Source organism: Nocardia sp. SYP-A9097 (genome assembly GCF_009649815.1).
GTDB lineage: Bacteria > Actinomycetota > Actinomycetes > Mycobacteriales > Mycobacteriaceae > Nocardia.
Genome location: NZ_WJIC01000002.1, coordinates 706,179 through 726,914, shown reverse-complemented (window position 1 = coordinate 726,914; position 20,736 = coordinate 706,179). Strand labels below are relative to the sequence as shown.

The following is a 20,736-nucleotide window of genomic DNA, read 5'->3' as shown; positions in this document are numbered from 1 at the left end:
GCGGCGTATCGGCCACTTGACCTGGTACACCAGGAGATACAGGGCTCACGGCCGATGCAGTAGTCGGAGGAATCGATGCACGACGACCCGCGTCGCATGAATCCCGCTGGTCGCGGGCGACTCCCGGCCCTCATCTGCGCCGCGATCCTCGGCATCACCGCATTCCTGGGCTACCACGGTGATCTGGCGCGCTGGCCATTCCAGCAGGACCCGCCCACCGCCACCCTGCTCGGCCCGCCACTGCCACCGCTGGACACCGAATTGGTTTCGCACCTGGTGGATCCGGTACTGGTGAATATCACCGCGAGCATCCGCCCGTACGGTCTCGGCGCGGCGGGTTCGGGCATTGTGCTCACCGCCGACGGGCAGGTGCTCACCAGTCATCACGTCGTCAAAGGCGCTGATACCGTGACGGTTTCGGATATCGGCACCGGTGCGGTGTACCCCGCCACCGTGCTCGGTTACGACTCCTCGGCCGATATCGCGCTCATCGAACTCACCGGCGCGGACGGTCTGCCGATCGCGCGCATCGGCAATTCGTCGGGTCTGCGCCTGGGCGATCAATTGCTGGCCATCGGCAATGCGGGCGGCACCGGATCACCCACCTCGGTCGGCGGGCCGATCACCAATCTGGACAGCACTATTGTGGCGCGCAATTCGGCCGACCTGTCCCGGAAGGCCTTGCACGGCTTGATCGAAGTCGCCGCCGCCGTCGCCGCCGGGCAATCCGGGGGAGCGCTGGTGGATCGGTACGGTGCGGTGGTCGGCGTGGTGACCGCCGCCTCCGGAGACCTGCAGAAATCCCTCGGCCGCGGACCCGAAGGTTATGCGGTGCCCATCGACACCGCCATGCATGTGGTGCGCCAAATCCGTTCCGGCACACCGACGGACACCGTGCATATCGGCCCGACCGCCACCCTCGGCATCCTCACCTCCGATGCCCAACCGGCCGGAGCGCGCATCGATGTGGCGGTGTACGGGCAGCCGGCCTTCGCGGCCGGGCTCACCGAGGGCGAAGTGATCACCGCCATCGACGGGCGCGTCATTGTGGGCACCCAAACCCTCAAGGCCGCACTGAATTTCCGCAAACCCGATGATGTGGTGCGACTGGACCTGACCGAACCCGATGGCGGGCAGCGGACCGTGAGCGTGACGCTCATGGTCGGGCCACCCAACTAGTTACAGGTGATCAGACCAGTAATCCTGGAATTGGATGTACAGGATCAGAATCACCACCGCGTAGTAGACCGCGACAACCGTCCACCGCCACTCCATGACAATCTGCAGCAGCCCACGCGACTTACCCCACAACTGCCCGGTCACCACCGCCAGCAGTAGCGGCGTCACCGCCCACACCACCATGCACCACGGGCACAGCGCGTGAATCGCGAAGACCGCCTGATAGATCAGCCAGCCGATGAAACCCATGCCCAGCGCCAGACCGGACCACAGTCCACCCCAAATCCAGCGTGGCAGACCGATATTGGCGACGGCCAGCACGCCGAGCGTCACCACCACCGAGAATCCGACCACACCCATGATCGGATTCGGGAAGCCGAAGACCGCCGCCTGATCGGACTCCATGATCGTCGTGCAGGAGATGGTCTGATCGATACTGCAGAGCGGTTTGAAGCCCGGTTCGGTGAAGAGTTTGAACTTGTCGACCAGCAGCGTCACCGACGCACCCCAGCCGATCAATCCGCCCAGCAGTAGCGGCCAGGCGGATCGGGGTGCAGCCGAGATGATCACTTCGCCGCGGCCTCGATGACCGGCTTCAGCCCGTTCGGGCTCATCAGCGCCTGCGGGTCGGTGACCTGCTTACCGGCCACGTACACCGACGGGGTGGACTTGAGACCGGTATCGAATACGGCCTTGGTCTCGTCCTTCACATAGCCGGCGTACTTCTGATCCTTGATGCCCTGTGCCACAGCGGGATCGGTGTAACCGACCGAGGCGGCGATCTGGATCAGCTGATCATCGGTCATGCCGGTGCCGCCCTCCTTGGGCTGCTGGTCGTACATGGCCGCCAGCCACGCCTGGAACTTCGACGGATCGGCCGAGGCGACCACATAGGCCGCGCTCGCCGCGCGCGTGGAGAACTGGTTACCGCTGGAGGCGCGATCCAGGAACGAGATGATGTTGTACTCCACCACCGCGGTACCGCTCTTGACTTCGTCCTCCAGCACGGTCGCGTTGTTGTGCTCGAACATCTGGCAGGCCGGGCACTGCAGGTCGGCCACGACCTGCACCTTCACCTTGGCATCCGACTTACCGATCCGAATCGCCCCGCCCTCGGTGAGATTCGGCGGCACCGCGCCCGCACTCGCGTCATGGGTGACGACCGGAGCGAACGAACTCGCCGTGTCCTTGTTGTCGGACTTGCGCATTGCCAGCCCGATACCGATCGCCGCGATCAGACCCACCAGAACGACACCCACGCCGACCTGAATGAGAATCTTGCGATTGCGATCGGCCTGTTGAGCCTTGGCCAGAGGATTCTTGCGATCACCCGGTTTGCTCACCGCGCGCTCACCACGCCTTTCCTAGTCACGACTGCTGCGAGCCCATCTTGGCCCGCAAACCTGAGAGAATGCTGTAGCTATTTGCCCTCCGCTGCGCTCCGGGCGGGTTCGCGGCCCTGGGGGTCCCGGTTCTTCCCTCCCTCCGCTCCTCCGCTGCGCTCCCCCGCTCCACTCAGTCCAGAACCGGGACGGGCTGCGAACCTTTGGGGTCGGTCTTTATCGGGGGAATAGGGAGGAGTTGGGGCTGGGCTATGCCTGGGCGAGCTTCTTCTTTTCGGCTTCTACGTCGAAAGTGGCTTGCGGCCAATCGAGTTTGAGATTCTGCAGGGCGTCGATGAGGAGTTCGGTGACGGCCAGGCGGGCGTACCACTTGCTGTCGCAGGGCAGTACGTGCCAGGGCGCGTAATCGGTATTGGTGCGGTCCAGGACGGCCTGGTACGCCTCCTGATAGGCGGGCCAATAGGCGCGCTCGGCGAGATCGTTCGGGCTGAATTTCCAATGCTTTTCGGGGCGATCCAGGCGCTGCATGAGTCGCTTCTTCTGCTCGTCGAGCGAGACGAACATGGCGACCTTCAACACCGTGGTGCCCTCGTCGACGAGTTTGCGCTCGAACTTGTTGATCTCGTCGTAGCGCTTACCCCACACCTCCGGCGGCACCAGATCGTGTACGCGCACCACGAGCACATCCTCGTAATGCGAGCGGTCGAAGACGCCGATCTGCCCGCCGCGCGGCAGTTGCCTGCGAATTCGCCAGAGGTAGTGGTGTTTCTGCTCTTCGGCGGTCGGCACCCCGAAGGCCGCGTGATCCACGCCCTGCGGATCCACCGAACCGATCACATGCCGGACGATACCGCCCTTGCCGGCGGTATCCATGCCCTGCAGCACCAGCAGCACACTTCGGGTGTCGCCCTGCCTGCCGTTCGCGTACAGCTTCTCCTGCAGATCCGAGAGCACGCCGGCGCGTTCGGCCAGCAGTTGCTCCCCGGCGCGCTTATCGCCTTTGAAACCGGGAGTCGCGGATGTGTTCAGCTCGCTGACCTGCACACCGTCGGCCCGTAGGACCTTGGTGACCGGTTTCGACCAGGATGTTGCCTTCGCCATTCGTCATGCGTAACACGCTCGCGCGGTTCGTGTAGGCAAGCACGCCGAAATCGTTGTGGGGAGCCCGGGGTGAGCGGCGTGCGGATGCCGGGTGGACAGCGGGCTAAACCCGGGCGAGGCGCACCAGATGCTCGGCGAGCTCGGCATCCCCGACCGGGGTGAGGGTCAGGTCGGTGGCGGTGGTGAGCAGGTAACGGCCGTCACCGGAGAAATCCAGCCAGGTGCGATGCCGGGTGGGTGGGGAGAGCGGGTTCACCGGCTCCACCGTGACGGTGATGAAACCGCGGCCGTCCACCGGTTCACGCAGTTTGCGGCGGAAGTGATCGGCGGCCAGATCGGCCGAATCCGGTTGGGCGGCAGTTGTTTCGGTGTCGGAGTTCGCTTCCGGCTCCTCGGGTCCCAGTACGGCGTGCTGTGGTTCCCGCATCGGGGCATGCCGTCCCGGCGGCGCGGAGCCGATGATCTCCACCAGTTCCCGGCCGAGTTGATCTGCGGGACAGATCATTACCGAGACCGCGTCGGGCAGGGCGACCAGAATGCCGGCGCGCTGCTGCGCCACCGCCGCGAAGGCCAGAATGCGCCGGGGCGTGGGGGTGGTGCATTCGCCGTACAGGGTGACGGTGGTGGTGTCGGTGCGCGCGCACAGCATGAGCGCGGCGCTCAGGTCCGGATCGGTGCGGCCGAGGTAGCGGTGCCGCAATCGGGGTGCGACACCCGATCTTTCGGTGCGATCGTTGGCGCGCGGCAGCGTGTCGAGGGGATAGGGGCGGCGGTCCAGTTGGGTTTCGCGGGTCCAGACCAGCGCGAATTCGTCCGGGGTCAGCATCCATTTCATGCCGAGTTCGACCTCACGTCCGATAAGGACATATCGGGCGTCCCCCTTTCTCGCGGTACGACCCTCCATCCCGATCGCGACCCTACCGGAGGGTTTCCGCACCCGCGTCCCGTCGCGTAAGGGGGCTTACTGTGACATACCGCACGGTAGGGTTCGGCCGCCGAATGTGCGATCATCCCGACCCGGTCGACCGGTCGCAGTGGTGTGTCGCAGCGCCGCTCGGACAACAACGGGATCGGCTGCCATGGCATCCGATCCCGTTGCTACCCAGTCGATTCAGGCGATATCTACATCGATTGTCATGCCCGCCTTACGGAGTCGTTCGGTGAGGGCATCGCCCATGGCGGCGGCGGGGGTGAGAATGCCCGCCAGCTCCGGCAATCGGTCGAAGGCCAGGGTCAAGCCGGACTGGCCGAGCATGACCGCGGTGGCGGCGTAGCCGGGATCGCCCTTCCCGGCGAACGTGCACACGTACTTCGCGCCGGAGGTGGTGTGCGCGAAGGTGCGCATGGTGAACCAGCCACTGAGGCGGGCCTTTTCGCTCGGTCCGGTACCGGGCTTGGGGACCAGGCGGTCCAGCAGTTTGCGGCCCATCGCGACCCGGGACAGGACCGCGCCCGCCGCCATGGTGGCCACGATGCCGCCCGCCATACCCGCCGCCACCAGGGGAGCGGTGGCCGAGGAGCCCGCGCTCATGACCTCGCGGTAGCGGAAGTTCTTGCCGTACGGCCAGCCCAGCAGCCCATTGCTGCGGCGCACGATCTTGGAGTTGTGCGCACCCATGATGAAGGTGGCGACCCACCCGTTCAGGCTCGGATCGATATTCGAGGCCCGCTCCAGGGCCTGATCGGACTGCCGGCCCACATCCGGATCCATGGACTTGTCGGGGCTCAGCGAATACGGGTGCGACATGATCGCGCCCTTCTTCGGATCCGCGCCGATGGCCTCCATCATGGCGCGGCCGGAGTCGATGGTGCCGCCGCTCAGCCCGCCCTTGAGCCACGCCACCAGGGTGACATCGGTGAGCTCGCCGGTATTGTCGCCGACACTGCGCTGGTACAGCTGATACACGCTCAGATCCGACGGAATCGAGTCGTAGCCACAGGAATTCACGATCTTCGCGCCGGTCTCGGCGGCCCGTTCGGCGAAGCGGTCGATGCAGTCTCGAATGAACAGCGGCTCACCGGTGAGATCGGCGTAGTGCGTACCGTTCTCGGCGCACGCCTGCACCAGCGGCATCCCGTAGCGCAGGTACGGACCGACCGTCGTGACCACGACCTTGGTTCGCGCGGCGAGCGCGTCCAGACTGGCCTGATCGGTCGAATCCGCCTGCACCAGTGGCCATTCCGCCGCACCCGGCCCGAGTTCGGCGCGCACCGCGGCCAGCTTCTCGGCCGAACGCCCGGCGAGTGCGATGCGTGCCCCGGCGGGCGCGGCCTCGATCAGATACGCCGCCGTCAGTTTGCCGACAAAACCCGTCGCGCCGAATAGCACGAGGTCGAATTCCCTGTCTGCCATGATTTTTCCCGTCCGATGGGGGGTCACGCCTTGGCGGCGCGCTTACGAGTGGTCTTCTTCTTGGGTCCGGTGGTGGGAGTGGGCGCGGGCTGATCGTTCAGCCAATCCCGGTGTGCGATACCGAGTTCGGTGACCGGCTCCGCCCCGTACAACCATTCCCGGGCGACGCGATGCCAATTGCCGGTCGCCTCCAGCTGTCCCAGCATGCCGAAGGTGAGAAAGTCCGCACGCCGCGAGAACAGATGCTCCGGCGGCAGATTCTGCTGCTTCATCCCGGAGAATTCGCTGGCCCGCGGGTCGACGGCGAGTATGAAAGCGCCCGAGGCGAGCTCGGGCGTAATGGTGAGATCCTCGTCCACCAGCGCCCATTCACAGGCGGCCAGCACGTACTCCAGGCACTCCTCCGGCGTGATCTCCGCCGGAGAGTCGATCACGCCGCGCTGAATCATCAAGTCGCGCAATTCTTCCGCGTGATCCTCGGCGGCGGCGCGAATACAGGTGGCCTCGAACTCCACATGTTCGGGATCCATCCGGTTGTAGAGCCCGAAATCCAGGAACGCCACCCGGCCATCCGCGCCCAGCAGCAGATTGCCCGGATGCGGGTCACCGCAGAACTCGTTGAAGGTGAACAGCGAACCCACATAGAACCGGTAGATGATCTCCCCGACGCGATCCCGCTCGACGGCGGGCAGCGCCCGGATCTCCTCGAATCCGCGCCCCGGGAAGTATTCGCTCACCAGCACCCGCTGCGAGGACAACTCCGGGAAGGTATCCGGCACCACGATGAACGGATGCCCGCGATACAGCTCGGCGATCTGCTTCTGCGTATTCGCCTCGGCGACGTAATCGAGTTCGCTCTCCAGATTCAGCCGCAGCTCGTCCAGTACGGCCGGGGTCACCCACGGCATGGCGGACTGCAGGATGCGCCGGAACATGGCCAGGTTCTTCAGGTCCGCGCGCACCGCGGCATCGATCCCCGGGTACTGCACCTTCACCACGACGGTGCGCCCGTCATGCAGTTTCGCCCGATAGACCTGTCCGATGGAGGCCGCGGCAATGGGTTCGGGTTCGAAGTCGGCGAAAACCTCTTCGAGGGTCTTGCCGAAATCCTCCTCGATGACCGCGCGCATCACCTCGAACGACACCGAGGGCGCGCTGTCGCGCAGCACCGCCAGCCGGCGCTGAAAGCGTTCGCGGTGTTCCGGCGGAACGAGATCAAGGTCCAGCACCGACAGCATCTGCCCGAGTTTCATGGCGACGCCCTTCATGGTGCCCAGCACCATGACCATCTGTTCGGTGGCCCGGATCATGGACTCCTCGGCCATGCGCTCGCGCACCGCCTCCGAGCGCCCCCGCATGGAACGTCGAGTCTTCTGGGCGCGCAAGGCATTACCGGCGACGGCTATTCCCAGCTTGGTTCCCCGCGTAAGCCTGGATGTGGGCAGCTCTTTCGCCATCAGTGACCCTCCATTGGAACCGACACCCCCATTGGCGCCGACGCTGGCGGGTACCGAACCCGCCTCCCCGAAACTCTAACGCGCGGCTGAGAGCCGTCGAGGGCTGATTTGGCGGCCTGCGGTCCGGTGCCGAACCTATTTTGGACGTACCCCGGGAGTTACTCCGACCTTACGAGACCAGTCGGCGCGTTGGGTCAGGCTTTGTTCTCGGCATCGGGTAATACATGCGGCTTGGAGTTGAAGTACTTCCGGTCGCCGCCCGCGCGCACCATGCCCTCGATGGCGCTCCACGCCATCATGGTCAGGTAGTCGAGCATCTCGTCGCTGGACATGGTGCGGTTGGTGATCCACCAGTCCGTGGCCAGTTGGACGCCGCCGACGAGGACGTAGGCCCAGAGTAGGGCGCCCTCGGTCTGCACCTTGCGGTCGAAGGCCTTGTCGATGATGACCGCCGACACCACCTGCGCGAAGAGTTTCTCGAAGTCGGCGAGGGTGGAGGTATCGGTGGAGGAGCCGTTGCCCATGATGAAGCGGTAGACGTCGGTATCGGCGTCGACGGTGTGCACGTACGCGGCGAGCGTATTGCGCACCAGTTGGTATTCGTCGAGATCGTCGCTGATGGCTTCGTAGATGCGCGGCATGAGCGTGGTCTCGATGAACCGTTCCATGGTGGCCCGGGTCAGATCCTGTTTATCCGAGAAGTACCGGTAGAGAACGGTTTTGGAGACACCGATCTCGGCGGCGATCTCATCCATCCCGGCATCCCCGCCGCGCGCGCGAATGGCCGCGAGGGTGCCGTCGACGAGCTCTTCCCGGCGGTCGATCTTGTGCTGCTGCCAGCGCCGTTTACGCCCGTCCTCGCGACCCGGTCGAGGGGTGGCGCCGTCGGCTCGGGCTCCGGCGTCGACGGCTCTTTGGGTGGACAGCGTGACTCCCTGGTTCGTGTTGTGTGCTGGGCCTATTCAGCTTAAGCCTCGCATGCGCCGGATCGCCGACGTTCGGGACCGGCCCAGTAGCAATGAGTAACTTCCGGGAAGCAGCAGAATGGAACATATGGAGCAACCAGCCGGCACTGCCGGGGTCCTCGAATCGAGCGGGCGTGCGTCGCAGCCCGCCCCCGCACCGGGTGGAGCCTTCGCCGACCTGCTGGGCGATGAAGGCAAGGCCAAAGACCTCTGGCGGATGAAGGCCATAGCCACCGCGTTCCTGGCGGCGGCGACGGTGATCTACCTGTTCTGCCGCTGGACCGAATCGCGTGGTGCGGGCGGTGACTGGGTGGGTTACGTGCGGGCCGCGTCCGAGGCGGGCATGGTCGGCGCGCTCGCCGACTGGTTCGCGGTGACGGCGCTGTTCCGGCATCCGCTCGGCCTGCCCATTCCGCACACCGCCATCATTCGCAAGAAGAAGGACCAACTCGGCGCGGGTCTCGGCGATTTCGTGCGCACCAATTTCCTCTCACCCGATGCGGTGGTGACGAAATTGAATTCCGCGCAGATCTCGTTCCGGCTCGGCCGCTGGATGGCCGATCCCGCGCACGCCGAACGCGTGGCCGAGGAGAGCGCCACCATTCTGAACGCGGTCATGGGCGTGCTGCGCGACGAGGATGTCGAGCAGATCATCGATCAGACGATCGTGAAGCGGGTGGCCGAACCACTGTGGGGCCCACCGCTGGGCAAGGTCCTCAAGGAGTTGATAGCCGACAACCGGCAGGCCCCGCTGCTGGATCTGCTGGCCGAGCGCGCGCACCAGTGGGCCCTGGACTCGCAGGAGACCATCGATCGCATCGTGAACCGCGATGCTCCCTCCTGGGCACCCAAGTTCGTGAATTCGCTTCTCGCAGAGCGTATTTACCGCGAATTGGTGGAGTTCACCTGGAAGGTGCGCACCCAGCCCGATCATGAGGTGCGGCTGGCGGCGAATCGCTTCCTGGAGGATTTCGCGGACGATCTGCAATTCGACGACGCCATGATCAAGAAGGCGGAGCGCGTCAAATCCGAGCTCATGGGCCGCGAGGAGATCACCGGTCTGGCGCACGCGACCTGGCGCGCGGCCAAGCGGATGATCCTGGAGTCCGCCGAGGATCCGAACTCCACGCTGCGCCGCAAGGTGGCGGAGAACGTGCAGAACCTGGGGGAGCGGCTCTCGGCGGACGAGGGCATGCGTGACAAGGTGGACGGGTGGCTGGAGCGTGGCGTGCGCTATCTGGTCCTGAATTACGGCGACGAAGTCGCCACTCTGGTCAGCGATACCGTTGCCCGCTGGGATGCCGACGAGGCCAGTCGCAAGATCGAATTGGCGGCGGGTCGCGATCTGCAATTCATCCGAATCAATGGCACGGTGGTCGGCTCGCTCGCCGGGCTGGCGATCTACGCCATTTCAAATGTGCTGTTCCAGGGCTGATCCCGGCACCGCCGGGCGTTTGCCGTAATGGTGCTAGCAGAGCGCTTGCAAGAGTTAGCACCCCCCTTTAGAATTGATCGCACAACCGCCGGAAGGTCAGCAATGACACACGATCCCGAGGTTCCCGAATCGCTCGACGGCACCCAGGCGGAGACGTCCGCCGCCGACGAACGAGCGGGCCGCGTAGCCAACGCGGCCCACGACATCGGGGGCTTCATCCGGGCGCAACGCGAGGCCGCTCAGGTCTCGCTGCGTCAGCTGGCTCAACTGGCGGGGGTGAGCAATCCGTATCTCAGTCAGATCGAGCGCGGACTGCGTAACCCGTCCGCCGAGGTACTCGCGCAGATCGCGAAGGGTCTGCGGGTCTCCTCGGAGGTCTTGTACATGCGGGCCGGGTACCTCGAACAGAGGCCGCACGGTCCGGTCCGGGACGCCCTGCTCGCCGATACGGAGATCTCCGAACGGCAGAAGCAGGTCCTGCTGGAGATCTATGAATCGTTCCGCCGGGAAAACGCGGCGAACGAGGACAGAGGGGACGCGACGAACCACATGGGGGGCGCTCCCGGGGGAATCGAGGGTGCAATCGCCCTCAGGGACAACGAGGTTCCGAATGTTACTGCCGAAGTTCCGCCACGCCAGGAGAACGAGACATCATGACTGAACCCACTCGCACCGCCACCGTGACCAAGCCGCTCTACGCCACCGTCGGCGCAGGTGACGCCATCTACGCGTCCGTGCTCGACACCATCGAGAAGGTCCGCACCCGCGCCGCCGCCGCCGATGTCACCGGTCGTGTCGAGGTGGCTCGCGAGCGCTTCGCGAACCTGCCCGCCGACGCCAAGGGCCAGGCCGACGTGATGCGCCAGCGCATCGCCGCCCTGCCGTCCGAGCTACCTGAGGACCTGGCCGGGCTGCGTGAGAAGACCACCCCCGAGGAGCTGCGCAAGCTCGTCGACCAGTACTACCACCAGCTGCTCGACCTGTACGCCGACCTGGCCACCCGCGGCGAGGAGACCGTCGAGAAGCTCAAGACCAACCCGGCCTTCGAGGAGCGTTTCGAGCAGGTCGAAACCCTCTACGCCGATCTGGTCGGCCAGGCCCAGGACGTCATCGGCAAGGTCTCCGATCAGGTCGCCCCGCTGCTGGGTGGCGCCAAGGAAGAGGTCGCCGAGGTCGCCGACACCGTCGAGGCCGAGGTCGTCGCCGTGACCACCGAGTCCGAGCCCGCCCCGGTCGCCGAGGCTCCGGCCCCGGCCAAGAAGGCCCCCGCGAAGAAGGCTCCGGCCAAGAAGGCCGCGCCCGCTGCCAAGAAGTAATTCGGCGGTACGCGAAACAACCTGCGGCCCTCGCACATTCGATGTGCGGGGGCCGCGTTCGTCTGCGCGCGGGGGTCGGTGTCCGCCGCTAGTAGCACGAATGGGCGCGGCTGTCCTCGTATGATGGGGTGGGTGATGGGAATTCCCGGATTAATTCTGTCCGCGTTATTGCTGCTCGAGTTCGGCATGGTGGTGTTCGCGCTCGTTCATGCCGTGCGGCAGCGCCCGGACGCGTTCCCGGCGGTGGACAAGCTGACCAAGCCGGTGTGGCTGGCCATTCTGGTGGCCTCGCTCGGTGCGCTGGTGTTGATTCGGAACCCGATCAATCCGCTATGCCTCGCCGCGGTGATCGCCACCGGCGTGTACCTCGCGGACGTGCGGCCCAAGGTGGACGAGGTGCAGCGCGGCCCGCGCTGGTAGCGACACGATTTGGGTGCTTGCACTAGCTAGCACGCTCCGGCGGAGTTACTGTATCTAGCAGTAACACAAAGGAGTGTGTCACCCATGCGAGCAATGCTGCGAGCGCACCGGGCGAATCTGCGAAACCGGACCTATGCCAACGCGGATCTGAATCCACCGGCCGGTCCCTACGAGACCATCGAGGTCACCGGCACCGACGGTGCGCGCCTGCGAGTGCACGCCTACGGGCCCGCCGACGGCAATGCGCTGGTGCTGGTGCACGGCTGGACCTGCTGCCTCGAATACTGGAATCCGCAGATCAACGCCTTCGCGGACGACCACCGCGTCATCACCTACGACCTGCGCGGGCACGGTGAGAGCGAAGTGGGCACCGCCCCCCTCACCACCGACCTGCTCGCCGACGATCTGCAAGCGGTGCTGGAAGCCTCCTTGAAGCCCGGTCAGCGCGCCGTGCTCGTCGGCCACAGCCTCGGCGGTATGACCATGCAGGCGTGGGCCGGACGCCACCCCGGGCAGGTGCGTAAGCGCGCGGCCGCGGTGCTGCTCACCAATACCGCTGCGGGACAACTCATTGCCGAGACCACCGTGGTCCCGCTGTTCAATCGCGGACTGCTGCGACTGCCGTTCTTCCTCGGTCTGCTCGGGCTGAGCCTGCCGATCCTGTTCCCACCGGTCGCGCCCGTGCGATGGCTGTTCCGGCGGCAGATCATGAGCCTGGAATCGGTCGGCGATATCGCGGCCTTCGGGCAGAACATCGTGCGGTCCTGCCCGGCGCGGGTGCGCGGACGCTTCGGCAAACTGCTGTCTTATTTGGACGTCGGGCGAGGCGCGGTGCATTTGACCGTGCCGACCTCCCTCGTCGCGGGTTCGGCCGACGATATGACGCCGATCGTGCACGCCGATCGAATTGCCGAAATGCTGCGGGAGGCAGGCAGTCTCGACAGCTATCTTACTCTGCCGACCGGGCACCTCGGGAATGTCGAGGCGTATCGGGCGTTCAATGGCGAACTGGCGCGGGTTGCCCGCTCCGCCTTCGGAATTCCCGCGGCGGTCGTCAGCGCGTAGGTGAGGTTTTCTCACCCCTGGGGCTCATTGAATCGGGCAGAAAATCGGCCCAGGATGTGTTGTAGGTAACAGGGATTACTCCGATCCGCCGCCTCGAATGGCGAATGTGGTTGCGGCGGAACGGGTACCCCGGGAAAGCGGGGCCGCGATGCGACAGGATCGAAAAAACCTGCCGCTTGCTCTAGCAAGCGCCATAGCTAGCGCGGTAGTGTGCCCTGGAACACAAAGGAGTGCTCATGCTGGAAAAGCTGCCTGAGGCGCGTACGGACATGCTGACCGCGCCCTACCGTGCCGCCCTGCGGTCCCGCACCTACGCGACCGAGACGCTGAATACCCCGCGTCCCGCGCAGGTCATCCCCGTCACCACCCGCGATGGCGCGAAACTGCGCGTGCACGCGTACGGCCCCGCCGACGGTGAGGTCATCGTGTTCGCGCACGGCTGGTCCTGCGCCATCGAATACTGGAATCCGCAGATCAACGTCTTCTCCGGGGAGTACCGGGTGATCGCCTTCGATCAGCGCGGTCACGGTGAGAGTGAGAGCGGCACGCGCCCTTTCGGCGCCGAACAGCTCGCCGACGACTTCGCCCAAGTACTGGACGCGGTGTTGCGCCCGGGGCAGCGCGCGGTGCTGGTCGGTCACAGCATGGGCGGAATGACCATTCAGGCGTGGGCGCGGTACTACCCCGAGCAGGTCGCCGAGCGTGCCTCCGCTGTCGTGCTCGCCACCACCGCCGCGCGGCAGATTCCCAACCGCGCCACCGTGATTCCGTTCCTCAATGATCTGGTGCCCGCCCCGAGTTGGGTGGCCAGGATGCTGTTCGGTACCCCGCTGCCACTGCCCGGTGGTTCCGCGGTCGGCCTGATCGCCAAGTACCGCTTGATGACTCCGTCCGCCACCGCCGATGAAGCCGACTTCGGGCTCTCCATCGTGCGCTCCTGCCGTCCGTCGGTGCGTGCCTCGGTGGCGCGCGGTCTGCTGCACCTCGACTTGCACGGTGCGGCAGCGAATCTCACGGTGCCGACCACCGTGATCGCCGGGACCGCCGACCGGCTGCTGCCCGAGATCCACTCCCGGGAAATCGCCGACACTCTCGCCGATGCGGGATATCTCGACCGCTATGTCATTCTCCCCACCGGCCATCTGGTGAATATCGAAGCGCCACAAGCGTTCAATGCCGAACTGCATCGGGCGATTCGTATGGGCCGCCGCGGCTTGATTGCCGTCGCGGGCTGATACTCACCTTCCGAAAGTCGTAGTGCCCCTTCCACAATGGTGTGGGAGGGGCACTACGGCGTTCAGGTTCAGGAGAAGACGACAGTGCGGCGACCGTGTACCAGGACGCGGCCTTCCAGATGCCAGCGCAGGCCGCGGGCCAGCACCACGCGTTCGATATCGCGGCCCTGACGAACCATGTCGTGCACGGTGTCCGCGTGATCGATACGGCTGACGTCCTGTTCCAGGATCGGGCCCGCGTCCAATTCAGGGGTGACGTAGTGGCAGGTCGCGCCGATCAGCTTCACACCCCGGGCGAATGCCTGGTGATACGGGCGCGCGCCGACGAACGACGGCAGGAAGCTGTGATGGATATTGAGCGCCTTGCCCGCCCAGTGCTCGCACAGTTCCGGCGGCAGCACCTGCATGAAGCGGGCCAGTACGACGGCGTGCGGGTCGTGCGCGTCGACCAGTTTGCGGACCTCCTCGAAGGCGGGGCCGCGCTCGGCGGGATCCTTCGGGAAGGGCACGTGGTGGAAGGTGATGCCGTGCGCCTCGGTCATCTCGGCGAGATCCGGATGATTACCGATGACGGCCTCGATGGTGGCGGGCAGTTCGCCACTGGCGGCGCGGCCCAGCAGATCGTGCAGGCAGTGCCCGTCCTTGCTGACCAGCAGCACCGCGCGGCGGCGCTCACCGGTATCGAGCAGATCCCATTCGGTCTCGGGGCCGAGTTCGCCGGCGATGGCGGTGAAGCGGTCGCGCAGTTCGGTCAGATCGAACGGGACGGTGGCGGCCTTGATGGCCTGCCGGGTGAAGAACCAACCGGTATCCAGGTCGGAGTGGTATCCGGCCTCCACGATCGACCCCCCGAAATCGGCGATGAACGAGGTGATGCGGGCAATGATGCCCGGGCGGTCCGGGCAGCCCAGGGTCAGCACATAGCGACGGTCATCCAGGTTGCCGGGGCTCGAACTCATGCCGAGCAGCTTATTCCGGCCTCCCGGGCGGGTAGCGCTCGGCTCGGAGGCGCTCGTCAGCCAAGGTCGGCGACTGATTTCGTGCCGGTCGGGGTAACTCCTCGGGGACGCCCAAAATCGGTGTCCCGGCTGACTGGTACTACGCGTGCACCACGTTCCACGGCTCTCGGCCGTGCGCTGAAGTTACGGGGAGGCGGGACAGTAAAAGGGATCCGCATAGCGGAATTCGCCCTTGATCTCGGGGTCGTAGGCGGCCAGCGGGCGCACCTGGAAGTGTGAGGTCCACTCCGGCCGGTTCGGCACGATGCCGAGGCGGGTGCCGGGGACGAAACCGAAACGCGGGTAGTAGTCGAGGTGCCCGAGCAGGCCGACCAGGGGTTCGTCGAGGGCATCCGCCGCGCCGAGGGCCGCGTGCATGAGGGCCGAGCCGACGCCGCCGGCCTGTGCGTCGGTGCGGACGCCGATCGGGCCGAGGGCCAGGACCGGGAACGGTCCGATACCGGCGCGGGTGAGGCAGACGTGGCCGACGATGTCGTCGTGCGATTCGGCCACCATCGACAGGGTCGGCATCCAGCCGGAGTTGTCGCGCAGCAGCCGGACCAGCCCGACCTCGGGCGGATCGGCGGCGGGAGCGGTGGGGTGCGGTGGGCGGTCGACATTGGCGTTCGCGAATTCGAGTGCGAAGGCGCTGCGGTGCACCGCGTCGACCGCGGCGGCGTCGCCGGGTCGTTCACGACGGATCAGCACAAGTACGAGTGTGCGCGACAGCAGCGGGGACTCGCAACGAAATTCGCCATTGATGGCAAACTCACTGCTCATGGCTGAGATTTCCCGTCGAGACGTGGCCGCGATGATCGACCACACCCTGCTCGCGCCCGAAGCGACCGCCCAGGACGTCGACGTGCTGATCGATGAGGCACGAGAACTTGGCGTGTTGGCAATATGCGTCTCGCCGGCCATGCTGCCGGTGCGCGCGCCCGGCCTCGTGGTGGCGACCGTCGCGGGATTTCCCTCCGGCAAACATCATTCGCTGGTGAAGGGCGCGGAGGCGCGGCTCGCGGTCGATCAGGGCGCGAACGAAGTGGATATGGTCATCGATGTGGGTGCGGCCCGCGCGGGCGACTACAACGCGGTACTCGGCGACATCATCACCGTGCGAGAGGCCATGGGGGACCGCGCATTACTGAAGGTGATCATCGAATCCGCGGCGCTCACCGATGAGCAGATCGTCGAAGTCTGCCGGGCCGCCGAACAGGCCGGAGCCGATTTCGTGAAGACCTCCACCGGTTTTCACCCCGCCGGCGGTGCGAGCGCCCACGCGGTTCGCCTCATGGCCGAAACCGTCGGCGACCGCCTGGGCGTCAAAGCCAGCGGCGGCATCCGGACCTCCGAAGCCGCCGCCGAGATGATCGCGGCCGGAGCCACTCGCCTCGGCCTCTCCCGCTCCCGCGAAGTCCTGCAAGGCTTTCCGGCCTGAGCGCTCCCGCCATCTCGGCCCGAGCTCGGACCGTCGACGCGGTCCGAGCCCTGCCGGGTGACGAGGTCAGCAGTTGAGATTCGCGGTCTTGCCGGTGGAATCGGGTGCCTCCAGGGTGGTTTTGCCGCCCTTCAGGCTGACGTGCAGACCATCCGAGGTGACCTCGACCTTCGTCGGCTGCAGGCCCATCGGGTAGCTCTGCAGGCTCTCGGTCATGAGTTCCACGATGCCCGAGACCAAGTCGGTGGGCAGGCCGATGCCCAGGAATGAGGCGGACATGGTGTCCACCTCCACCTTGTCGCCGGCGATCTTCGGCTTGACCTGCAATTGGGCCAGTCCGCCCAGCACGGTGAAGCTCAGCGTGCCCGAGCTCGGATCTGAGGTGGCTCCGGAGACCAAGCCGCCCAGCGTCTTCGCAATGCCGTCATTGCTCCAGGTGACCTCGGCCTCGGAGCTGCCGATGGTGCCGCCCGCGCGGCCCTGATCCTGCGTCTCGATGTCATGGAAGGTGGCGTGTACGACCATGCCGACCGCCGGGCCGAACTTGCTGTCGTCACTGTCGACTGTCACAGAGCCGACCTTGTTGTCGAACATGGTGAGCAGCATGGGTTTCGCGCCGAACGACACATCGATCTTGGAGCCCATCTGCGCCTGGAACTGCGAGCTGATGCACTTCTCGACCGTGTGCCGCGCATAGGCTTCGCCACCGGCCAGGCCGCCGACCACAATCAGCGCCGCCACCAGGCCGATGATCAAGAGCGTCCGCTTCTTTCGCCCCTTGCGCGGAGAACCACCCTGCCCACCAGCCGCATTCGCGGTCGGCGGCGGCGTGATCGGCGGTTGCTGCGCGCCACCCGGTATCGAGGCCGCCCCGGCCGCATAGGCCGCCGCCTCGCTCGGATCGAGCGCTTCGGTGCGGTGTGTCCCGGTCGACCCGAGTACCTGGGTCGGGTGCGGACCGGAAGGTGCTCCGCCGCTCTGGAATCCGCCACTCTGCGCCGCGCCTTGACCCGCGATGACCTGGGTGCGCTGGTCGATAATCTCGGTGCCGGGCTCGGTGGCCTGCCCCGCATGCCACCACTCGGCGGCCTGGGGGTCCACGCCTTCCGGTCCTCGGGCCGCGGCATTCGGGTCCTGCCGCGACGCGCCGATGATCTTGGTCGTGTCGTCCGAGCCCGGATCGGCTGTGCCGCCCTGCCCGCCGATCACCTGGGTGGCGTCGTTCGCGCCGCCCGCACCGGCGGGATAGGGCGCGCCGCCTAGGACCTGGGTCTGCGATTCGTCACCGCCGGGCTTGTCGAGTCCGATCGGCTGATCGCCGGATTCGGCTGCGCCGGAGCGGATCTCGTAGTTCGCCGCGCCCGGGTGATCGGGTGTGGTGCCATTCGCGCGCGGAGCGTCGGCGTCGGAGGCCTGGCGCTTCGCGTCGTCCGAGGTGGGGTTCGAACTCATGGGGGCGATTCTTCCCGAGGTTTCTGTGTGAGCTCTGTGCTTCCGATGAGGTGTCGGTGGACTCTCTGCGGATTGTGACGTAACACACAGGAGGTCGGCGTAGCCTGAGTGCATGGCTGGGAACCCCGCAGCGGAGCCGGACCCCGAAGACGGCTGGCAGGCGCTGCAAGAGCTGGCCGGGCGGCACGCCGGATACTTCACCACCCGTCAGGTGCTGCAAACCGGTTGCGAGGCACGCATTCGCGACGGCCTGCGCGATGGCGCGGTCATTCGCGCCGGGGTCGGCCTACTGCGCTTGGGTCGGTGGCCGGACGGGCCACTGGACGAGTACGCCATGTGGTCGGCGTGGTTCGACGGCGCGGCCGCGGTTTCCCATCACAGCGCGGCGGAACTGCACGGTTTGGGTCGGCTGCGCCCTCGGTTTGTGCACATGTCGGCCCGCATCGGCCGTTTCCCGCTCTCCCCGCGACTGGTCGTGCTGCGCCGCACCTTCGCCCGCAAGGATGTGGAATCCGCGGGGACTTTTCTGGTCACGACTCCGCTGCGTACGGTCCTGGACCTCGCCGAAGCGAGTATCGGCCAGGCCGCCCTCGATGAGGTGGTCGCCGACGCCGTGGCCATCCACCGGTGTGCGCGCACCGAAATCCGTTCGGCCAGTGACACTCTCCCACCGGCCACGGCCGCTCGACTGCATCGCGCGTTGATCCGCGTGTGAGTGGGAACAGCGACCAAACAAGAACAAAAGACGGTGCTTGTCGACGGTATTCGCTTCGAGTTCTGCGGTGGTGCGATCCGTGGCAGGGTGAGGGTTTATGGGGACGGTCCGTGATGGCATGTGGGATCTGGCTTTTCCGCCTGGACCGGTTCGCCAGCGGGCGCACCGTCGCCGCGCTCGATGCGGTCGATGTGACGGCGGCGGCGCGGGGGACCGAACTGGAGACCGGCGAGATCGGCGGGACCGCGGCACCGATATCGCGACTCGAGGTGCCCTGGAAGGGTCGGCTGCTGTTCGAGGACGAACTCCGGGCGCAGTTGAGCGTGTGGGAGCGGCGCGGCATCTTCGAACCCGGTTTCGTCGCGGTCGTGCGGCGGGTGATCGAGAATCCGGAGTGGTTGCGGCTCCCCGGATTCCGGCTCTCCATGGTGGGTGCGGCGGCGGAGTTGAGCCCACTGCGGCCGCTGCTGTCCTGGGGTGTGGAGGTGCTCGCCGTGGATCGGCCGGGCCGGGCGCGCTGGGATCGGCTGCGCGATACGGCAGGTTCGGGTGCGGGTGTCATGCGGTTTCCGATCGCAGATGCGGGACCGGGCCCGGCCTGGACGAGCTCGGTGCGGGAAAGTTCGTGGCGCACCGCCGCCTACCGCGCGCTCGCTCATTTCGGCGTGGTGGTCTTCGACCCCGCTACTGCCCGAATCCTGCTGGCCGCCAAGCTTGTCCGTGATTTGATGTCGCCTGCCGAGTCTCCGGACAACCCGGAAGCTCTGTTCAGTGCGGGTGCGGCGCACGGCGGACTGTGGCGGCAGCCATTCGCGCCGCGGTCTCTCGTTGCGCCCGCTGCCTTTTCGGGTTCGATGCGGATGCTCCGCGACCGCGCCAGATCGGGCTTCGGCTCGGGAGAATGAGGCTGGGGTGTGGATCCCGGCCAAAAGCATGCCAGGATGACGGGGGTGGCGAGGCTAGCGAGGTGCGACGGCTGACCAGGGGATGGTGAGTTGGTTGTCGCGTAGGCGGCGGCGTTGGGGGCGGAGGGGGAAACCCTGCTCGCGCAATAGGTTTGCGGCGTGCCGCCAGCGGGCGCGGGGGCCGTAGGGGGCCAGGGGGGCGGTGTGCGACCAGGCGCGGTCGGCGGCGGTGAGTAGGGCGTGGATGGGTTCGCCCGGAATATTGCGGTGGATCAGGGCTTTCGGTAGTCGTTCGGCGATATCGGAGGGCTGGTCGACGGTGAAGGGGTCCCAGGCCAGGGTCAGGGACAGTGGCCCGGTTCGGTCCAGCAGGATCCAGGCGCAGCGGCGGCCGAGTTCATCGCAGGTGCCGTCCAGGAGCAGGCCGTTCGGGGCCAGTCCGGCGAGGATGGTCGACCAGGCTTGCGGCACAGCGGATTCCGGATACTGCCGCAGGACATTGAAGGCGCGCACCAGGTTCGGGCGCAGGCCGGCGAGTTCGAAGCCGCCGCGGGCGAAGGTGACACCGTCCCGGCCGGGCACCACACGCTCGGGATCGATCTCCAAACCCACGACGCGCAGGTCCGGTCGGATGGTGCGTAACCGCCCTGCCATTTCGAGGGTGGTGACGGGGCTGGCCCCGTAGCCGAGGTCGACCACGAGGGGTTCCGGAGCGTCCAGCAAACGTCGAGTCACCAAGGGGTCGTGCATGAGCCAGCGATCCCCCCGGCGCAGCCGGTTGATGCCGGTGGTGCCGCGGGTGATGGTGCCGATCGGTTTGATCAGGCGGCGTGGTGCTGCTGATCCAGCCAGCGCTGTGTCACCTCGGCCTCGGCTCGGAACAGGTCGATCAGGTTCACCAGCATGAGCTGTTCGAGCTTGCGTCCGAGGAATGGAATCTGCACGGTGGCGTGCGAGGAGGTGCGCAGGGTGCATCCGGTTTCGGTGGGGAACAGTCGCATACTGCCCTCCAGGGTGCCCGGTCCGCCGGGCATGAAAGTGGTGTATTCGCCGGTCACTTCGGGTCCGAAGGTCCCGTACTTCTCGGTGCGGGTGATCACCATGTCCTTGCGCATGAACGCCTGCGCCATATCGGGCAGGCTGTCGCGCGGTAGCACGTGCCGGGTCTCCACCTCGATGCCGTGGTCGCCGGCTTCGAGGCGGACGAGATCGTTGGGGGAGTGCTTGCGCATTTCCTCGATCCGCGCTTCCCAGAGGTCGCGGTTCTGGAGCGCCGCGTACACCTCTTTGGTGGTGTGCAGCGGATAGCGCGCGGAGTAGTCGAGTCGACGGGGCACGATCGGTCAGGTTACTGCCGCG

At 66.4% G+C, this 20,736-nt stretch carries 22 protein-coding genes; 10 read left to right on the top strand and 12 right to left on the bottom strand.

The window, feature by feature from the left end:
* Window positions 1–75 precede the first annotated feature (75 nt).
* On the top strand, window positions 76–1,179 hold the full coding sequence (locus GFY24_RS06870; RefSeq protein ID WP_228566023.1) for a S1C family serine protease: 1,104 nt from the start codon (window positions 76–78) through the stop codon (window positions 1,177–1,179).
* On the opposite strand, the gene GFY24_RS06865 is transcribed toward GFY24_RS06870, so the two are convergent.
* The 7 genes from GFY24_RS06865 to GFY24_RS06835 form a co-directional block, all read right to left on the bottom strand.
* The gene (locus GFY24_RS06865) at window positions 1,180–1,749 is read right to left on the bottom strand and encodes a vitamin K epoxide reductase family protein (RefSeq protein WP_309230545.1); all 570 of its coding nucleotides are present in this window, start codon (window positions 1,747–1,749) and stop codon (window positions 1,180–1,182) included. It abuts the gene before it with no gap.
* Window positions 1,746–2,522 (bottom strand): thioredoxin domain-containing protein, encoded by a 777-nt coding sequence (locus tag GFY24_RS06860; RefSeq protein WP_309230544.1) that lies wholly within the window; start codon window positions 2,520–2,522, stop codon window positions 1,746–1,748. Before GFY24_RS06860 ends, GFY24_RS06865 begins: the two co-directional genes overlap by 4 nt.
* Before the next feature lie 249 nt (window positions 2,523–2,771).
* The gene (locus tag GFY24_RS06855) at window positions 2,772–3,623 is read right to left on the bottom strand and encodes a polyphosphate kinase 2 family protein (protein WP_153804049.1); all 852 of its coding nucleotides are present in this window, start codon (window positions 3,621–3,623) and stop codon (window positions 2,772–2,774) included.
* Window positions 3,624–3,726: 103 nt separating this feature from the next.
* Entirely contained in the window at window positions 3,727–4,458 is a 732-nt protein-coding gene (locus GFY24_RS06850) for an ESX secretion-associated protein EspG (protein WP_153804048.1), read from the bottom strand.
* 276 nt (window positions 4,459–4,734) lie between these two features.
* On the bottom strand, window positions 4,735–5,976 hold the full coding sequence (locus GFY24_RS06845; protein ID WP_153804047.1) for a trans-acting enoyl reductase family protein: 1,242 nt from the start codon (window positions 5,974–5,976) through the stop codon (window positions 4,735–4,737).
* 23 nt (window positions 5,977–5,999) lie between these two features.
* On the bottom strand, window positions 6,000–7,433 hold the full coding sequence (locus GFY24_RS06840; RefSeq protein WP_153804046.1) for an AarF/ABC1/UbiB kinase family protein: 1,434 nt from the start codon (window positions 7,431–7,433) through the stop codon (window positions 6,000–6,002).
* A 194-nt stretch (window positions 7,434–7,627) separates the two neighbouring features.
* A complete protein-coding gene (locus tag GFY24_RS06835; protein WP_153804045.1) occupies window positions 7,628–8,359 on the bottom strand; it encodes a TetR/AcrR family transcriptional regulator in 732 nt (243 codons plus the stop codon).
* 127 nt (window positions 8,360–8,486) lie between these two features.
* Between GFY24_RS06835 and GFY24_RS06830 the strand changes: the two genes are divergently transcribed.
* The 6 genes from GFY24_RS06830 (at window position 8,487) to GFY24_RS06805 (ending at window position 13,869) form a co-directional block, all read left to right on the top strand.
* Complete coding sequence (locus GFY24_RS06830) at window positions 8,487–9,833, top strand: DUF445 family protein (RefSeq protein ID WP_153804044.1); 1,347 nt, start codon at window positions 8,487–8,489, stop codon at window positions 9,831–9,833.
* 102 nt (window positions 9,834–9,935) lie between these two features.
* Window positions 9,936–10,490: a helix-turn-helix domain-containing protein gene (locus GFY24_RS06825; protein WP_153804043.1), complete on the top strand. Its 555-nt coding sequence runs from the start codon at window positions 9,936–9,938 to the stop codon at window positions 10,488–10,490.
* Window positions 10,487–11,149: a heparin-binding hemagglutinin gene (locus GFY24_RS06820; RefSeq protein ID WP_153804042.1), complete on the top strand. Its 663-nt coding sequence runs from the start codon at window positions 10,487–10,489 to the stop codon at window positions 11,147–11,149. Before GFY24_RS06825 ends, GFY24_RS06820 begins: the two co-directional genes overlap by 4 nt.
* 123 nt (window positions 11,150–11,272) lie before the next feature.
* The gene (locus GFY24_RS06815; protein WP_153804243.1) at window positions 11,273–11,569 is read left to right on the top strand and encodes a DUF2516 family protein; all 297 of its coding nucleotides are present in this window, start codon (window positions 11,273–11,275) and stop codon (window positions 11,567–11,569) included.
* Between the two features lie 84 nt (window positions 11,570–11,653).
* The gene (locus GFY24_RS06810) at window positions 11,654–12,634 is read left to right on the top strand and encodes an alpha/beta fold hydrolase (RefSeq protein ID WP_153804041.1); all 981 of its coding nucleotides are present in this window, start codon (window positions 11,654–11,656) and stop codon (window positions 12,632–12,634) included.
* A 236-nt stretch (window positions 12,635–12,870) separates the two neighbouring features.
* The gene (locus GFY24_RS06805; protein ID WP_153804040.1) at window positions 12,871–13,869 is read left to right on the top strand and encodes an alpha/beta fold hydrolase; all 999 of its coding nucleotides are present in this window, start codon (window positions 12,871–12,873) and stop codon (window positions 13,867–13,869) included.
* Between the two features lie 68 nt (window positions 13,870–13,937).
* Here the strand turns inward: GFY24_RS06805 and purU are convergent, their stop codons facing one another.
* On the bottom strand, window positions 13,938–14,828 hold the full coding sequence (gene purU, locus GFY24_RS06800; RefSeq protein ID WP_153804039.1) for a formyltetrahydrofolate deformylase: 891 nt from the start codon (window positions 14,826–14,828) through the stop codon (window positions 13,938–13,940).
* A 183-nt stretch (window positions 14,829–15,011) separates the two neighbouring features.
* Window positions 15,012–15,575 carry an N-acetyltransferase gene (locus GFY24_RS06795; protein WP_309230568.1) on the bottom strand — a complete coding sequence of 188 codons (564 nt, stop codon included), beginning with the start codon at window positions 15,573–15,575 and terminating at the stop codon, window positions 15,012–15,014.
* 70 nt (window positions 15,576–15,645) lie between these two features.
* Here GFY24_RS06795 and deoC point away from each other — a divergent pair, with 70 nt between their 5' ends.
* Entirely contained in the window at window positions 15,646–16,305 is a 660-nt protein-coding gene (gene deoC, locus GFY24_RS06790; protein WP_153804038.1) for a deoxyribose-phosphate aldolase, read from the top strand.
* A gap of 66 nt (window positions 16,306–16,371) precedes the next feature.
* On the opposite strand, the gene GFY24_RS06785 is transcribed toward deoC, so the two are convergent.
* Window positions 16,372–17,757 carry a DUF2993 domain-containing protein gene (locus tag GFY24_RS06785; protein ID WP_153804037.1) on the bottom strand — a complete coding sequence of 462 codons (1,386 nt, stop codon included), beginning with the start codon at window positions 17,755–17,757 and terminating at the stop codon, window positions 16,372–16,374.
* Window positions 17,758–17,869: 112 nt separating this feature from the next.
* Here GFY24_RS06785 and GFY24_RS06780 point away from each other — a divergent pair, with 112 nt between their 5' ends.
* Together GFY24_RS06780 and GFY24_RS06775 are read left to right on the top strand one after the other, a co-directional pair.
* Window positions 17,870–18,472: a type IV toxin-antitoxin system AbiEi family antitoxin domain-containing protein gene (locus GFY24_RS06780; RefSeq protein WP_153804036.1), complete on the top strand. Its 603-nt coding sequence runs from the start codon at window positions 17,870–17,872 to the stop codon at window positions 18,470–18,472.
* 113 nt (window positions 18,473–18,585) lie between these two features.
* A complete protein-coding gene (locus GFY24_RS06775; protein WP_153804035.1) occupies window positions 18,586–19,377 on the top strand; it encodes a hypothetical protein in 792 nt (263 codons plus the stop codon).
* Window positions 19,378–19,431: 54 nt separating this feature from the next.
* Here the strand turns inward: GFY24_RS06775 and GFY24_RS06770 are convergent, their stop codons facing one another.
* On the bottom strand, window positions 19,432–20,112 hold the full coding sequence (locus GFY24_RS06770) for a class I SAM-dependent methyltransferase (protein ID WP_375336005.1): 681 nt from the start codon (window positions 20,110–20,112) through the stop codon (window positions 19,432–19,434).
* 86 nt (window positions 20,113–20,198) lie between these two features.
* Complete coding sequence (locus GFY24_RS06765; protein ID WP_309230543.1) at window positions 20,199–20,714, bottom strand: DUF2505 domain-containing protein; 516 nt, start codon at window positions 20,712–20,714, stop codon at window positions 20,199–20,201.
* Between the last annotated feature and the right edge of the window lie 22 nt (window positions 20,715–20,736).

Bases quoted from the DNA above. Each gene is read 5' to 3' on its own strand.
- GFY24_RS06840 (WP_153804046.1), bottom strand. From the start codon at position 7,433: ATGGCGAAAGAGCTGCCCACATCCAGGCTTACGCGGGGAACCAAGCTG.
- GFY24_RS06815 (WP_153804243.1), top strand. From the start codon at position 11,273: ATGGGGTGGGTGATGGGAATTCCCGGATTAATTCTGTCCGCGTTATTG.
- GFY24_RS06775 (WP_153804035.1), top strand. From the start codon at position 18,586: ATGGCATGTGGGATCTGGCTTTTCCGCCTGGACCGGTTCGCCAGCGGG.
- GFY24_RS06845 (WP_153804047.1), bottom strand. From the start codon at position 5,976: ATGGCAGACAGGGAATTCGACCTCGTGCTATTCGGCGCGACGGGTTTT.
- GFY24_RS06780 (WP_153804036.1), top strand. From the start codon at position 17,870: ATGGCTGGGAACCCCGCAGCGGAGCCGGACCCCGAAGACGGCTGGCAG.
- GFY24_RS06810 (WP_153804041.1), top strand. From the start codon at position 11,654: ATGCGAGCAATGCTGCGAGCGCACCGGGCGAATCTGCGAAACCGGACC.
- GFY24_RS06805 (WP_153804040.1), top strand. From the start codon at position 12,871: ATGCTGGAAAAGCTGCCTGAGGCGCGTACGGACATGCTGACCGCGCCC.
- GFY24_RS06850 (WP_153804048.1), bottom strand. From the start codon at position 4,458: ATGAAATGGATGCTGACCCCGGACGAATTCGCGCTGGTCTGGACCCGC.
- GFY24_RS06820 (WP_153804042.1), top strand. From the start codon at position 10,487: ATGACTGAACCCACTCGCACCGCCACCGTGACCAAGCCGCTCTACGCC.
- purU (WP_153804039.1), bottom strand. From the start codon at position 14,828: ATGAGTTCGAGCCCCGGCAACCTGGATGACCGTCGCTATGTGCTGACC.
- GFY24_RS06825 (WP_153804043.1), top strand. From the start codon at position 9,936: ATGACACACGATCCCGAGGTTCCCGAATCGCTCGACGGCACCCAGGCG.
- GFY24_RS06830 (WP_153804044.1), top strand. From the start codon at position 8,487: ATGGAGCAACCAGCCGGCACTGCCGGGGTCCTCGAATCGAGCGGGCGT.
- GFY24_RS06855 (WP_153804049.1), bottom strand. From the start codon at position 3,623: ATGGCGAAGGCAACATCCTGGTCGAAACCGGTCACCAAGGTCCTACGG.
- GFY24_RS06785 (WP_153804037.1), bottom strand. From the start codon at position 17,757: ATGAGTTCGAACCCCACCTCGGACGACGCGAAGCGCCAGGCCTCCGAC.
- deoC (WP_153804038.1), top strand. From the start codon at position 15,646: ATGGCTGAGATTTCCCGTCGAGACGTGGCCGCGATGATCGACCACACC.
- GFY24_RS06870 (WP_228566023.1), top strand. From the start codon at position 76: ATGCACGACGACCCGCGTCGCATGAATCCCGCTGGTCGCGGGCGACTC.